Source organism: Sphingomonas sp. ABOLE, from assembly GCF_003950455.1.
Lineage (GTDB): Bacteria > Pseudomonadota > Alphaproteobacteria > Sphingomonadales > Sphingomonadaceae > Sphingomonas > Sphingomonas trueperi.
The window spans coordinates 20,974-35,721 of sequence record NZ_QQWY01000017.1 but is presented as its reverse complement, the minus strand read 5'-3'; the positions used below and the strand labels follow the sequence as shown (position 1 = coordinate 35,721).

The 14,748-nt window shown below is 69.1% G+C and carries 12 protein-coding genes; 8 read left to right on the top strand and 4 right to left on the bottom strand.

All coding sequences use genetic code 11. From position 1 onward, the window contains the following. Window positions 1-24: 24 nt before the first annotated feature. Genes CA234_RS12165 through CA234_RS12150 form a run of 4 tightly spaced genes read right to left on the bottom strand, consistent with a single transcriptional unit; the run spans window position 25 to window position 4,470 of the window. Window positions 25-399 carry a hypothetical protein gene (locus tag CA234_RS12165; protein WP_125972492.1) on the bottom strand — a complete coding sequence of 125 codons (375 nt, stop codon included), beginning with the start codon at window positions 397-399 and terminating at the stop codon, window positions 25-27. 60 nt (window positions 400-459) lie between these two features. Beyond that, the gene (locus CA234_RS12160; protein WP_126001808.1) at window positions 460-2,004 is read right to left on the bottom strand and encodes a sulfotransferase; all 1,545 of its coding nucleotides are present in this window, start codon (window positions 2,002-2,004) and stop codon (window positions 460-462) included. After that, complete coding sequence (locus CA234_RS12155; protein WP_125972488.1) at window positions 2,001-2,918, bottom strand: DNA-binding response regulator; 918 nt, start codon at window positions 2,916-2,918, stop codon at window positions 2,001-2,003. Before CA234_RS12155 ends, CA234_RS12160 begins: the two co-directional genes overlap by 4 nt. Beyond that, window positions 2,908-4,470: an ATP-binding protein gene (locus CA234_RS12150; RefSeq protein ID WP_125972486.1), complete on the bottom strand. Its 1,563-nt coding sequence runs from the start codon at window positions 4,468-4,470 to the stop codon at window positions 2,908-2,910. Before CA234_RS12150 ends, CA234_RS12155 begins: the two co-directional genes overlap by 11 nt. 223 nt (window positions 4,471-4,693) lie before the next feature. Here CA234_RS12150 and CA234_RS12145 point away from each other — a divergent pair, with 223 nt between their 5' ends. Genes CA234_RS12145 through atzF form a run of 8 tightly spaced genes read left to right on the top strand, consistent with a single transcriptional unit; the run spans window position 4,694 to window position 14,678 of the window. Further along, window positions 4,694-5,773, top strand: a complete 1,080-nt coding sequence (locus CA234_RS12145; protein WP_126001807.1) for a putative urea ABC transporter substrate-binding protein — start codon at window positions 4,694-4,696, stop codon at window positions 5,771-5,773. A 13-nt stretch (window positions 5,774-5,786) separates the two neighbouring features. Beyond that, on the top strand, window positions 5,787-6,602 hold the full coding sequence (locus CA234_RS12140; protein WP_125972482.1) for an ABC transporter permease subunit: 816 nt from the start codon (window positions 5,787-5,789) through the stop codon (window positions 6,600-6,602). Continuing rightward, window positions 6,599-7,405, top strand: coding sequence for an ATP-binding cassette domain-containing protein (locus tag CA234_RS12135; protein ID WP_126001806.1), 807 nt, complete (start codon window positions 6,599-6,601; stop codon window positions 7,403-7,405). Before CA234_RS12140 ends, CA234_RS12135 begins: the two co-directional genes overlap by 4 nt. Beyond that, a complete protein-coding gene (locus tag CA234_RS12130) occupies window positions 7,402-7,881 on the top strand; it encodes a CopG family ribbon-helix-helix protein (protein ID WP_125972478.1) in 480 nt (159 codons plus the stop codon). The genes CA234_RS12135 and CA234_RS12130 overlap by 4 nt, the downstream gene beginning before the upstream one ends. Then, the gene (locus CA234_RS12125) at window positions 7,878-8,696 is read left to right on the top strand and encodes an urea amidolyase associated protein UAAP1 (protein WP_125972476.1); all 819 of its coding nucleotides are present in this window, start codon (window positions 7,878-7,880) and stop codon (window positions 8,694-8,696) included. The genes CA234_RS12130 and CA234_RS12125 overlap by 4 nt, the downstream gene beginning before the upstream one ends. Next, complete coding sequence (locus tag CA234_RS12120; protein ID WP_125972474.1) at window positions 8,696-9,331, top strand: urea amidolyase associated protein UAAP2; 636 nt, start codon at window positions 8,696-8,698, stop codon at window positions 9,329-9,331. The genes CA234_RS12125 and CA234_RS12120 overlap by 1 nt, the downstream gene beginning before the upstream one ends. After that, on the top strand, window positions 9,328-12,927 hold the full coding sequence (uca, locus tag CA234_RS12115; protein ID WP_126001805.1) for an urea carboxylase: 3,600 nt from the start codon (window positions 9,328-9,330) through the stop codon (window positions 12,925-12,927). The genes CA234_RS12120 and uca overlap by 4 nt, the downstream gene beginning before the upstream one ends. Further along, window positions 12,924-14,678 (top strand): allophanate hydrolase, encoded by a 1,755-nt coding sequence (gene atzF, locus CA234_RS12110; RefSeq protein WP_126001804.1) that lies wholly within the window; start codon window positions 12,924-12,926, stop codon window positions 14,676-14,678. Before uca ends, atzF begins: the two co-directional genes overlap by 4 nt. The last annotated feature ends 70 nt before the right edge of the window (window positions 14,679-14,748 follow it).

Sequence of the window (14,748 nt, the reverse complement as noted above, 5' to 3'; positions counted from 1 at the left end):
CACCGACTCCATCGTTATTACAAATCATCGCGCACGTACTACCAGCGAGGCGAGTTCGGTGGTGTGACCCATCAGCCCGACCGGCAGACGCACGGTTTCCCGCCGCTCGACCTGCCCCACCGCATTGACAACCGCCACGTCGAGCGTGCGCGCGAAGGGCGAGGCAAAGCCCCGCACCGCCGCCACCGGTACGCGGACTTTCCAGCCGCGCCCGCCGCTGGCCGCGACGATGCGGTCGTTGATCGTGATCGTCTGAGCGGCGGAGCTTCGCGTACCGCGGATCAGCAGGCAGTCACCCGCTGCACAGCGCACCAGCTTGGCGCTCGGACGCGCATCGGCATGCGCCGCCGGTGCGATCAGCAGCGCAGCACCCAAAGCGAAGCAGGAGAATCTAGCCATGCACGCGAGGTTGTCGAAGTCCGCCGCGGCGCACCATGCGCCGTTTGACGTACGCGGCGCTCAGTCGATGGCGATGCCGCGCTCGGCGAAATAGGCGGCGACGGGCGCCAGCACCGCTTCGTGTTTGCGCCAGCGCGCGACCGAGTCGCGGTAGATCGGGCGGCGGACCTGCGCCGCGCTCGGGGTGGAGACCGCCCCACCCTGCGCGTGGAAATCGAGGCAGCGTTCGGACCAGTCGAGCCCGCAATGCGCGAGCAGGCGGCGGGTCGCGTGTTCCTGGTCCGCGACGATGTCCTCGTAGCGCAGCTCCAGGATTCGCCCGGGCAGCGCCGTGCGCCACAAGGCCATCAGCCGCTCGAACCCGACGACATAGGCGGCGATGTCGAGCAGGTCGTAGCTATAGTCGTAATAGCGCGAGCTGATCGCGAACAGGTTGCGGAAGTTGGCCAGCACCGTGTCCATCGGGTTGCGGCGCAGGCAGACGATCGCGGCGTTCGGCAGCGCCCGCGCGGCGATGCCGGCATAGTGGAAATTGCCGGGGAATTTATCGACGAAGCGCCGCTCGGGCAGCCGCCGGTGATGCGCCGCCCGCGCCAGATAGTCGCGGCCGATAGCACCGAGATCGGCGCCCGCCGCGGCATGGAGCGTCTCGGGATCGAGCACCGTGCGGCTGCGGGTGCCCGAGGCGGCCTTTACCGCCAGCGGAAGGGCCTGGAGTTCCCCGACGCTCTCCACGACCGGATGCGCGGCGAGGATGCGGTCGACCAGGGTGGTGCCGGTACGTGGCATGCCGATGATCAGGATCGGCGCCTCGGCGGGTGCGTCCGTCACCGGCGCGGCGGCGAAGGCCGGCCAGCTTCCCGCCACGGCATCGACGATCGCCGCGTCGCGCGCCGGAGCATAGCCGAGCGCGGCGCGATGTTCAGCGTTCACTTCCAGCAGGCAGGCCAGCGCGTCGTCGCCGCGGCCGATATCCTCCAGCTCCTTGGCGAGCGCATAGCCGGTGAGCAGCCGGTCCGGCCCCCGCGCGCGCTGCTTTGCCGCTTGCAGCCGCACAACATGGTTGCGCTCCGGCCCCTGCTTGCGCAGCCCAGCAAGCAGATGGTGCGCGCGAGCATCGTCCGGGCTGCGCGCCAGCAGCGTTTCCAGCGCCGCCTCGGCATCGTCGACCCGGCCGAGAAAGCTCAGCGTCGCCGCGTGGTTGTAGAGGAACTGGTCGTTCTCGGGCGCCACCGCCACCGCCACCTCGAAATGGGGTAGCGCGGCTACATGATCGCCGAGCCGTGCATAGACACAGCCGATCGTGTCGCGCGACAGCGCGTCGGCGGGCGGGTCCGCCTCCGCCGCGGCAAGCTGCGCCGCTGCATCGCCGTCGCGCCGCACCAGCGTGTAGAGCCGCGCAAGCTGCGCGCGATATTCGCCGCGCGGGTCCGCCGCCACCGCCGCCTCGATCTGCCGGATCGCCTCGCCGATCCGCCCCTGCTCCGCCGCGATCACGCCCAGCAGGAAGGCGCCCTCGGCCGAGGGAAGCGCCGCCGAGGCCAGCCGGCTGGCGGTATCGAAATCCCCCTGCTCCAGCGCCGCCCGCGCCGCGGCCGCGCTCATCCCGCCAGCGTCGCCACGGCGATCGCCGTCGCCGATGCGCGATTCTCGACCCCCATCTTCTGGAAGATCTGCTCGAGATGCTTGTTCACGGTGCGCGGGCTGATTTCCAGGATCTCGCTGATCTCGCGATTCTGCTTGCCCCGGCTGAGCCACACCAGCACCTCCGCCTCGCGCGAGGTGAGCCCGTGGCGCTCGGCGAGGATGCGCTCGGCATCGCCCTCGCGCTTTTCGGTCAGGCGGAACAGCCATTCGCGCGCGCTGGTCTGGCGCAGGAAGCTGCACTGGAGCGTGCTGTCGCCGATCTGCAGCGTCGCCTGCGCGCCTGGCGGCACCGCCGGATCCTGCAACCGCCGCACGATCACGGCCAGCTCGTCGGGCAGGTCCAGCGCGCGGGGCGACCAATCGGGGAACAGCCGCTCGATCGTCTCGGCGGCGAGCGGCGTCAGCCAGCCGGTCTGGCCCTCGCGATCGACCGCGAAGGAGGGCCGCCCGGCGGTGTCGAGCGCCAGCTGGCTGCTCTGCGCGATCCGGGCATTGGCGAGATGCACCGAGACGCGGGCGAGCAGCTCGTCGACCACGATCGGCTTGTGCACATAATCGACCGCCCCCGCATCGAGCCCACGCACGACATGCTCGCTTTCGGTAAGCCCGGTCATGAAGATCACCGGCACCTGGCGAAAGCGGCCGTCCTGCTTGATGCGCCGCGTGGTGCTGAACCCGTCGAGCCCGGGCATCACCGCGTCCATCAGGATCAGGTCCGGCGTGCCATGCTCCAGCAGCTCCAGCGCCGCCAGCCCGTCGACCGCGATCAGCACCGTCATCCCCGCCTGCTCCAGCGTTGCGGTGAGGAAGCGGAGCGATTCGGGGGTGTCGTCCACCACCAGGATCGTGGCGCCGGGATCGCTAGCCGACATCGTCGAGCGTCCTTGCCAGCCCGCGCAGATCGAACGCCTCGAGCTGCGGCCGCAGCCGCGCGACGAGATCGGCGCTTTCGGGGACGTCCCTCTCCAGAGTCACGAGTGTCGTTTCGATTCCACGGACATGCCCGAGCTTCATAAAGCGGCGCAGCGCATCGAGATAGGGCGCCGCCGACGCAGGGAGTGCCAGAGGTGGACGGGGGGGCGCGGCGGCCGCCTCGGCATTCTCGACGATCCAGTCGAGCCCCAGCTGGCGTGCGATCATGTCGAGCAGCGCATCGAGATCGACCGGCTTGGTGAGGAAGGCATCGTGCGCGCGGCGGCCGTCGCGGCCGGCATGGAACTCGTGCGCATTGGCCGAGACCATCACGATCCGCAGCCCTGCCCCGAAGCGCGCGCGCAGCTGCTCGGCAATGCCCCAGCCGCTGGTGCCGGGCATCTGGATGTCGAGCAGCACGAGATCGGGCGAACAATGCTCGGCGAGCGCGAGCCCCGCGGTGCCGCCGCTCGCCTCGAAGACGGAGAAGCCGAGCGGGCGCAGCAGATGGTTGACCACGGTGGTTTGCGCCGGGCTGTCGTCGATCACCAGGATCGTCTTTTGCGGCCCCTGATAGCCGGTGACGCGGCGATAGGCGGCGGCCCCCGCGGGCGCCTCGATCGGCTCGGGCAGGAGCAGGCGGAGAAGGAAGCTGCTGCCCTTGCCCAGCTCGCTCGTGACCGTGACTTCGCCGCCCAGGATTCGGGCGAGCACGCGGGTGATGGCGAGGCCCAGCCCGATGCCCGGCTGCATTATGGTATCGGGTTCGCGCCCCCGCTCGAAGGGTTCGAAGATGCGTTCCAGGTCCTCGGGCGGGATACCGGGGCCGGTGTCGCGGACTTCGATTGCGGCGCTCTGGCTGCGATAGCGCACCGTGAGCGTCGCGCCGCCCTTGTCGGTATATTTGATCGCGTTGGACAGCAGGTTGATCAGGATCTGCCGCAATCGCTTCTCGTCGGTGCGGACATAGGCGGGCAGCCGGCCCTCCACGACATAGTCGAGCGACAGCCCCTTGGCCGAGGCCTGGACGCGGAACATCTCCACCACCTGGTCGAGCAACGCCGGCAGCCGCACCAGCTCCTGCCGCACCTGCAGCACGCCGCTTTCGACGCGCGAGATGTCGAGCAGGCCTTCGACGAGGTTGGTGAGATGCTCGGCAGAGCGGCGGATCACCCCGCCCGCCTCGCGCGGCGGGATCGAATCGCCGCGCTCGAGCAATTGAGCATAACCATAGATGGCGTTGAGCGGCGAGCGGATCTCGTGGCTGACCGCGACCAGATAGCGCGTCTTTGCGGCATTGGCGGCCTCGGCTGCGTCCTTGGCCTTGGCCAGCGCCGCCTCGGTTTCCTGGTGCGCTGCGATCTCGGCGCAGAGCCGCTCCGTCTGCGCGCGATTCGCCTCCTCGGCGGCGCGGTGGCCCGCGCGCGCCTTCAGGAACAGCCGGGCAAAGGTCGCGGCAACGGCGAGCGCGAGCCCCAGGCAAATCGTCCCAAGAATGCGCGCCATCGCCATGCCGGTTCAGCCCCTTCGCCTGCAAGGACGCGCGGCGGCGGCGCCCCGGAACCGGGGCTCGCCAGTGCCCGAATGACGCATTGCAGCATCACGATTTGGGGTGACACGTGCCATGCGACATGCCTATAAGTCGTATTACTGGATTGAGCAAACGTAATATCGGGTGCGACCGTCCGGCGGCTGAAATTCGCGCTTTCTCGCGCTGCGAAGATGGGGGTCGATCATGGCAAAATGGATAACGAAGGCGCGGATCGCGGTGGCGGCGGTGGCAATGCTGGCAACGGCGTCGTGCGGCGGCAGCGGCACTGCACCCAAGGCGCGCACCGAGTTCAATATCGGCTGGTCGATCTATGCGGGCTGGATGCCCTGGCCCTATGCCGAACAGGCCGGCATCGTGAAGAAATGGGCCGACAAATACGGGGTGAAGATCCACTTCACCCAGGTCAACGACTATGTCGAGTCGGTGAATCAGTTCAACGCCGGCAAGCTCGACGGCGTCACCGTCACCAACATGGACGCGCTCACCATTCCCGCCGCCGGCGGCAAGGATACCAGCGCGATCATCCTCGGCGACTATTCGAACGGCAATGACGGCATCGTCCTCAAGAACGCCAAGAGCCTGGCGGACATCAAGGGCCGCACCGTCTATCTCGTCGAGCTGTCGGTGTCGCACTACCTCCTCGCGCGCGGGCTCTCCACGGTGGGCCTGCAGCTTTCCGACGTGAAGACGGTCAACACCTCGGACGCGGACATCGTCGGCGCCTTCGCCAACCCGGCGGCTACCGCCGTCGTCACCTGGAACCCGCAGCTGACCGAAGTTGCCAAGCTGCCGGGCGCTGCCAAGCTGTTCGATTCGAGCCAGGTGCCCGCCGAGATCCTCGATCTGCTCGCTTTGGACACCGCGACGCTCAAGGCCAATCCGAACCTCGGCAAGGCGCTGGCAGGCATCTGGTACGAGACGATCCAGCTGATGCAGAAGAAGGACGCCGCGGGCGCCGCCGCCCGCGCCGCAATGGCCAAGCTCGCCGGCGCGACGCCGGAGGCGTTCGACGCACAGCTTGCCACCACGCACCTCTACGGTACGCCGCAGGATGCGGTTGCGGCAGTAAAATCGCCCGCGATCGGCGCGACCATGGTCAAGGTGCGCGACTTCAGCTTCTCCAAGGGGCTGTTCGGCCAGGGCGCCAAGTCGGCCGACGCGATCGGCATATCGGTGCCGGGCAAGACGATCGGCGACGCCAACAACGTCAAGCTGCGCTTCGACCCGACCTATATGGAGCTGGCCGCGGCCGGCAAGCTCTGAGGCCGGACCCCGTATGCGCTGGGTGAACATCCGACCCCGCCGCCGCACCGGCTGGCTGCTGGGGAGCCTGCCGCTGCTGCTGGTGGCGATCGTCTACCTCTTCGCCTCGGCAGCGCGGCACGCCGAGAATCCCTCGGACAAGCTGCTGCCCACGCCGGGCGCGATGGTCGAGGCGATGCACAGCCTGCTCGCCCAGGCCGACCCGTTGAGCGGGCGATTGATCTTCTGGGCGGACACGGTGGCGAGCCTCGAGCGGCTGGGCGTCGCGCTCGGCATCTGCGCGCTCTCGGCGCTGCTCGTCGGCATGGTGCTGGGCGTGCTCCCCGCCGCCCGCGCCACCTTCGGCGCCTTCGTGACGACGATCGCGGTGATCCCGCCGATCGCGCTGCTGCCGGTGCTGTTCATCGTCTTCGGGCTGGGCGACACCGCCAAGGTCGCGCTGATCGTGATCGGCGTCACCCCCTTCCTGATCCGCGACCTTGCCGATCACATCACCGCGATCCCGCAGGAGCAGCTGATCAAGGCGCAGACGCTCGGCGCCAGCAGCTGGCAGCTCGCGTTGCGCGTGGCACTTCCCCAGGCGCTGCCCCGGCTGATCGCCGGCATCCGCCTGTCGCTCGGGCCGGCCTGGGTGTACTTGATCTCGGCCGAGGCGATCGCGTCGGACGTGGGGCTCGGCTATCGGATCTTCCTGGTGCGGCGCTACCTCTCGATGGACATCATCATCCCCTACGTCGCCTGGATCTCGATCCTCGCCATCCTGATGGACGTGGCGCTGGCCCAGCTGAGCAAGCGCGCCTTTGCCTGGGCGCATGGAGCCGGCCGATGAGCGCGCTCCTCTCCTTCCAGAATGTCTGGCTCGAATATGGCGACAAGGTCGTGCTCGAGCGCGTCGCGCTCGACATCGCCGAGCGCAGCTTCGTCTCGATCGTCGGCCCCTCCGGGGCGGGCAAGAGCAGCTTCCTGCGACTCGCGCTCGGCCAAGAACGGCCGACCCGCGGCAAGATCCTGCTCGACGGCACGCCGCTGCCCGACGAATGCGGCCCCGATCGCGGCGTGGTGTTCCAGCGCTATTCGGTGTTCCCGCATCTGACCGCACTCAGGAACGTGATGTTCGAGCGCGAATGCGTCGGCGCGCCCTTCACCGCCCGGCTGTTCGGCGCCGCCCGTCGCCGGGCCCGCGACGAGGCCGCCGCGATGCTCGCCGAGGTGGGTCTGGGCGATGCGCTCGACCTCTACCCCGCCCAGCTTTCCGGCGGCATGCAGCAGCGGCTCGCCATCGCCCAGGCGCTGATCGCCCGGCCGCGCGTGCTGCTGCTCGACGAGCCGTTCGGCGCGCTCGATCCCGGTATCCGGCAGGACATGCACCGGCTGATCCTCAAGCTGTGGGAAGAGCATGCACTCACCGTGCTGATGGTCACCCACGACATTTCCGAGGCGTTCAACCTCGGCACCCGCGTGCTCACCTTCGACAAGCGTCGCGTCGATCCGCACGCCCCGCACCGCTTCGGCGCGACCGCCGTCTACGACCTTCACCTCACCCGCAAGCGGCGCGAGGCGATCGTCGAGGCGCAGCAGGAAGTATTACGATTGACAGAATCAGTAATAACAGGGAAAGAGGAATCACTGTGAAGGAACCCTCCTCCTCCCTCGCCCGGCTCAGCATGAGCCTGCCCGCCGAACTCTTCCGCCAGCTCGACGAAATGGTGGAGGATCGCGGGCTCCCCTCGCGCTCGCAGCTGATCGCCGAGCTGATCCGCGACGAACTTGCCGAGCAGAGCGCCGCCTCGCGCCCCGAGGAGATGCTCGCGGGCACGATCACGCTCGTCTACCGCGCCGATCTCGGCCGGGTGCGGCACCAGCTGGCGCAGACCCAGGCCGAGTATCTGAAGGAGGTCATCTCCTCGCAGCACGTCTTTTTAGAAGACGATCAGTCGCTCGAGGTGCTGCTGGTCCAAGGGCCCGCACGGCGCCTGCGCGACCTGTGCGACGCGCTGCGCAAGGTGCGCGGCGTGCAGCAGCTGCGCCTCTTCACCACCACCGCGCTGCTGCCCCCGCTCCATGAGCAGGATGAGGCGGCGGCCCCAACCGGGAGCAAGACGGCATGAGCACACTCGCCGACCCCAATGCCGCACGTGACCATGCGCGGGCGATGGCCGGCACCGTCGTCGAGGCGATGCCGATCCTGCCTCCACACGCGGACGACCTGCCTGCGGGCGTCTCGGCCGACGACCTGGTCTGGGAAGAGACGATCGCCGCCGGCGGCTATGCCAGCCGCTTGCTGTCGCGCGGCAGCAGGCTGCGGCTGATCGACCTGCAGGGCGATGCCTGTGCCTCGCTCCAGCTGTTCAACGCCGCGATGCCCACCGAGCGCTTGAACGTCGCCGATACGGTGAAGGTGCAGTGGAACGCCTATCTCGGCACCGGCAGCCTGTTCCTCTCGGACATGGGCCGCGTGCTCGCCAGCATCGAGCACGATGACGCGGGCACGCACGACGCATTCTGCGGCGCCTCCAACGCCGCGTCGAACGAACGCCGCTATGGCGACGGCAGCAATTCGGGCCCCTACCCCAATGCGCGCGACCGGCTGCTGCTCGGCGCCGCCAAGCATGGCCTTGCGCGCCGCGACGTCCACCCTTGCGTGAACCTATTCAAGGGCGTCCGCATCGCCGCCGACGGCACCACCGACCCGCAGCTCGGGCCGTTCGCGCCCGGGCGCACGCTGGTGCTGCGCGCCGAAATGGACCTGATCGTCGTGCTGGCCAACTGCCCGCACGTGCTCGATCCGCGCCCCTGGACCGTCACGCCCCTGCGCGCCACCGCCTGGCGCGGGCCGGTGACGGGCGAGGACGATCCGATCCGCAACGCGACGCCCGAGCGGCAGCGCGCCTTCCTCAACACCGAAGACTGGGTCCGCCGCTGATGGAACAGGATGTGGCACTTGCCGGCCTCAACGGCCGGGTGATCCATGACGAGATCGTCCCCGCCCGCGCGCCCTGGCTGCACCGCGTGAAGGCGGGCGAAACGCTCCGCGTCGTCGACCTCGAAGGCAACCAGGCGGTCGATTTCCTCCTCTACGCCACGCACGACGATGCCGAGCGCTACAGCGCGCAGGACACGATCGCGGCGCAGGCCAATATCTTCCTGCGCACCGGCAGCGTGCTGCGCTCGAACGAGGGCCGGTCGATGATGACGATCACCGCGACGGCGGTCGAGTATCACGACACGATCGGCGGCGCCTGTTCCTGCGAGTCCAACACGCTGCGCTACGGCCATTTCACCAAGGCGCAGCACGCCTGTGTCGACAATTTCCTCGAAGCCAATCTCCGCGACGGCCGGGGCAAGCGCGACATCGTATCGAACGTCAATTTCTTCATGAACGTGCCGGTCGAGGCCGATGGTGCGCTGGGCATCGTCGACGGCATCTCGGCGCCCGGCCTGACCGTGGACTTGCGCGCAGAAATGGATGTGACCGTGGTCGTTTCGAATTGCCCGCAGATCAACAATCCCTGCAACGGCTTCAACCCCACCCCCGTCCGCATGATCGTCACCGCATGAGCGTCCAGACCGTCCTGATCGCCAATCGCGGGGCGATCGCCTGCCGGATCATCCGCACGCTCAAGACAATGGGCATCCGCTCGGTCGCAGTCTTCTCCGATGCCGACGAGGCCTCGCGCCACGTCGCGCTCGCCGACATCGCGGTGCGGATCGGCCCGGGCCCGGCGGCGGAAAGCTATCTCGACGTCGCCCGCATCCTCGCAGCCGCCAAGGAAACCGGCGCCGACGCGATCCACCCCGGCTATGGCTTCCTCTCCGAGAACGCCGCTTTCGCCGAGGCCTGCGAAGCCGCCGGGATCGCCTTCATCGGCCCGACCCCGGACAGCATCCGCGCCTTCGGCCTCAAGCACAGCGCCCGCGCGCTCGCCGAGGCGGAGAACGTCCCCCTCGCTCCCGGTACCGGGCTGCTCGACAGCGTCGAGGCCGCGCTCGAGGCGGCGGAGCGCATCGGCTATCCGGTGATGCTCAAGGCGACCGCCGGCGGCGGCGGCATCGGCATGCGCGTGTGCACCGACGAACAGGCGGTGCGCGACGGCTATGCCGCGGTCGCCCGGCTGGGCGCCGGCAATTTCGGCGATGCCGGGCTGTTCCTCGAACGCTTCGTGCCGCGCGCGCGCCATGTCGAGGTGCAGATCTTCGGCGACGGCCAGGGCCGCGTCGTCGCCCTCGGCGAGCGCGATTGCTCGCTCCAGCGCCGCAACCAGAAGGTCGTGGAAGAGGCCCCCGCCCCGCACCTTCCCGAACGCGTCCGCGCCGCCCTGATCGAGGCGGCGGTGCGGCTGGGCCAGGCGGCCAATTATCGCTCCGCCGGCACGGTCGAGTTCCTCTACGATCCGGCGCGCGAGGACTGGTTCTTCCTCGAAGTGAACACCCGCCTCCAGGTCGAGCACGGCGTCACCGAGGAAGTGACCGGGGTCGACCTGGTCGAGTGGATGGTCCGCGGTGCGGGCGGCGACTACAGCTTCCTCGACACCACCGTCCCTGCCCCCAAGGGCTGGTCGATCCAGGCCCGGCTCTATGCCGAGGACCCGGCGGTCGACTTCCGCCCCGCCTCGGGCACGCTCACCGAAGTGGCCTTCCCGGAAGGCGTCCGCGTCGAGAGCTGGGTGGAGTCGGGTAGCGCGGTTTCCTCCTTCTACGACCCGATGCTCGCCAAGCTGATCGTCCACGGCGAGGACCGCGAGTCCGCCGTCGCGGCGATGCAGGCGGCGCTCGACCATACCCGCTTCGCCGGCATCGAGACCAATGTCCGCTGGCTGCGCGACGTGGCCCGCAGCGAAGACTTCGTCACCGGCGACGTCTCGACGCGCTCGCTCGAAACCGTCGTCCATCGCCCGCAGAGCATCGTCGTCCGCTCGGCCGGCACCGCGACCAGCGTGCAGGATTATCCCGGCCGCGTCGGGCTGTGGGATATCGGCGTGCCGCCTTCGGGCCCGATGGACGCGCGCGCCTTCCGCCTCGGCAACATGCTGCTCGGCAACGACAGCACCGCGCCCGGGCTGGAGATGACCGCCACCGGTCCGACGCTTCAGTTCAACACCGCGACCCGCATCGTCCTGACTGGCGCCGACTTCGCCGCGACGCTCGATGACGCCCCGGTACCGCGCAACAAGCCGATCGCCATCGCCGAAGGCCAGATTCTGGCGCTGGGCCGCGTCACCGGCGGCGGCATGCGCGGCTATATCCTGTTCGCCGGCGGGCTCGACGTGCCGAGCTATCTCGGCAGCGCCAGCACCTTCGATCTCGGCGAGTTCGGCGGCCATGGCGGGCGCGTGCTTCGTGTCGGCGACACGCTGCACCTCACCGATCATGCGCCGGCGGTGATCCCCGGTCCGCGCGCGGTTCCGCGGGAGCAGCTCGGCCCCGACTGGACGATCCGCGTCCTCTACGGCCCGCACGGCGCGCCCGATTTCTTCGCGCCGGAGGATGTCGATACGATCCTCTCCGCCGAGTGGAAGGTCCATTACAACAGCAACCGCACCGGGGTGCGGCTGGTCGGCCCCAAGCCGCACTGGGCGCGCAAGGACGGCGGCGAGGCGGGGCTCCACCCGTCGAACATCCACGATAACCCCTATGCGATCGGCGCGCTGGATTTCACCGGCGACATGCCGATCATCCTCGGCCCCGACGGCCCCTCGCTCGGCGGCTTCGTCTGCCCGTTCGTGGTGATCGCGGCGGACCTGTGGAAGATCGGCCAGCTCGCGCCGGGCGACCGCATCCAGTTCGAGCAGGTCAGCCTCGACGAGGCCGATGCCGCCGCAGCAGCCGAAGAGGCCTGGATCGAAGGCCGCGCCGCCACAGCGCTGAGCCCCGCCAAGGGCGGCGGGCGCGACGCGATCCTGGTCGACCTGCCCGCCAAGGGCCGCCGCCCGCGCGTGCTGTTCCGCCGCCAGGGCGATCGCAACCTGCTGGTCGAATATGGCCCGATCACGCTCGACCTCGAGCTGCGCCTGCGCGTCCATGCCGCGACCACCGCGCTGGCCGAACTCGCGCTGCCGGGCATTCTCGATATCGTGCCGGGCATCCGCTCCTTCCAGGTGCATATCGACGGCATCCGCCTGAAGGAGGCGGCGCTGATCGAGCGGCTGACGGCGATCGAAGACGCGCTCGGCGATCTCGAGGATTTCGTCATCCCCTCGCGCATCGTCCACCTGCCGCTCAGCTGGAACGATCCCGCGATCCACGAGACGATCCAGCGCTACATGCGCGTGGTCCGCGACGACGCCCCCTGGTGCCCGGACAATATCGAGTTCATCCGCCGCGCCAACGGGCTGGCGAGCGCCGAGGAGGTCCACCGGATCATCTTCGACGCGAGCTACCTCGTCTATGGCCTGGGCGACGTGTATCTCGGCGCGCCGGTCGCCACCCCGATCGATCCGCGCCACCGGCTGGTCACCACCAAGTACAACCCGGCCCGCACCTGGACGCCGCCCAACGTGGTCGGCATCGGCGGCGCCTATATGTGCATCTATGGCATGGAGGGCCCGGGCGGCTACCAGCTGTTCGGCCGCACCATCCAGGTGTGGAACACCTATCGCCAGACCGGCGCCTTTGCCGAGGGCAAGCCCTGGCTGCTGCGCTTCTTCGACCAGATCCGCTTCTTCCCCGTCAGCCATGAAGAGTTGACCGAATGGCGGCGCGACTTCCCGCTCGGGCGCCGCGAGATCAAGATCGAGGAAACCGAGTTCCGGCTCTCCGAGTACCGCGAATTCCTCGCCGAGAACGCGCGCTCGATCGCTGCATTCGAGAAGCAGCGCAACGCCGCCTTCGCCGCCGAGCGCGCCGATTGGGAACGTAAGGGCGAGTTCGACCGCGTCGCCAGCCTCACCGAAAGCGCGGATGACAGCGCCGATGAGGCGGTGACGGTGCCCGAAGGCGCCGAGCTGGTGGAAGCGCCGTTCGGCGGCAGCGTGTGGAAGCTGCTCAAGGAGGTCGGCGACCCGATCGATGCGGGCGAGACCATCGCCGTGCTGGAGGCGATGAAGATGGAGTTCCCGGTGACCAGCCCGGCGGCGGGCACGGTCGCCGCGCTCTATGTCGCCGAACGCCAGACCGTTACGCCTGGCTCGCCGGTGCTGGCGCTGGTGCGGGCATGACGGCGCTCGACCGGCTCTCCGTCGCAGGCATTGCCGCCGAGGTGCAGGCGGGCAGGCGCAGTGCGGTCGCGGTGATCGGGGACGTGCTGGTGCGGCTCGATGCGTACGATGCGATCCAACCGGCGGTGTGGATTGCACGGTTCGAGCCCGATGCGCTGCGTGCGATGGCCGCTGCGGTAGATGCGCGCGTCGCCGCTGGCGAGACATTGCCACTGGCCGGCGTGCCTTTCGCGGTGAAGGACAACATCGATCTCGCGGGGCTCGCCACCACCGCTGCCTGCCCCGCCTTTGCCTATGAGCCGGAGCAATCGGCAACCGTGGTCGCAAAGCTGGTGGCGGCCGGGGCAATCCCGGTGGGCAAGGCCAATCTCGACCAGTTCGCCACCGGCCTCAACGGCACGCGCAGCCCGTACGGCATCCCGCGCAACGCCTATAACCGCACCTGGGTAAGCGGCGGCTCCAGCTCGGGCTCGGCCGTTGCGGTCGCCGCCGGGCTGGTCGCCTTCGCGCTCGGCACCGACACCGCGGGTTCGGGCCGCGTACCCGCCGCGTTCAACCATCTCGTCGGCCTCAAGCCGAGCAAGGGCCGCTGGAGCAGCACCGGCCTAGTTCCCGCCTGCCGCACGCTCGACTGCATCACCGTGTTCGCCGGCACCACCGAGGACGCCGCGCTGGTCGACACGGTTGCCGCCGGCTTCGACGCGACGGACTCGCTCTCCCGCGCGCTGCCCGATGTGCCCCGCGCGCATCGCCGCATCGGCGTGCCGCGCGCCGAGCGATGCCGCTGGTTCGGCGACATCGAGTCCGAATATCTCTACCGCCAGGCGCTCGCCGGCCTCGATGCCGAGCTGGTCGAGATCGACCTCGCCCCGCTCGATGAAGCCGCCCGCCTGCTCTACGATGGCCCGTGGGTCGCCGAGCGCACCGCCGCGCTGCAGGACCTGTTGCTCGACAACCCCGACGCCATCCACCCGGTGGTGCGCGAGATCGTCGAGGGCGGCTTCAGCTACAACGCGGTCGATGCGTTCAACGGCGCCTATCGCCTCGCCGACCTCGCCCGCATCACGGCGGCGATGTGGGACCAGGTCGACCTGCTCGCCCTCCCCACCGCGCCGACCAGCTACCGCGTGGCGGAGATGCTCGAAGCACCCATCGCGCTCAATGCGAGCCTCGGCGCCTACACCAATTTCGTGAACCTGCTCGACATGGCGGCGATTGCCGTGCCGGCCGGCAGCTATGCCAGCGGCGTCGGCTTCGGCGTGACGCTGATGGGCCCGGCGGGCACCGATCGCGCGCTGATCGACGCGGCGAACGCATTTTTCCCCGCGCCGGCATCCCCGCCGCCGCTGGACCTGGAGGGACGGATGGAAACGGTGAAGCTCGCGGTCGTAGGCGCCCATCTCGAAGACATGCCGCTGCACTGGCAGCTCACCTCGCGCGAAGCGAAGTTCGTCACCGCCACCACGACGGCGCCGACCTACAAGCTCTACGCCATGGCCGAGAGCGTGCCGCCCAAGCCCGCGCTGGTCCATAGCGAAGACGGCGCCGCGATCGCGCTGGAAGTGTACGAGCTCGACATGGCCGCGTTCGGCAGCTTCGTCGCCGAAGTGCCGCCACCGCTGGCGATCGGTACCGTGACGCTGGCCGATGGCAGCATGGTCAAGGGCTTCGTCGCCGAGCCACGCGCGATGACCGGCGCCGAGGACATCACGTCGCTGGGTGGCTGGCGGGCCTATATCGCACGGGGCTGAGCCTGTGCCTCAAAGCTGTCATCCCGACGGAAGCCGGGATCCATTGGCGCTCCGTATTGGCAGGAGCTGC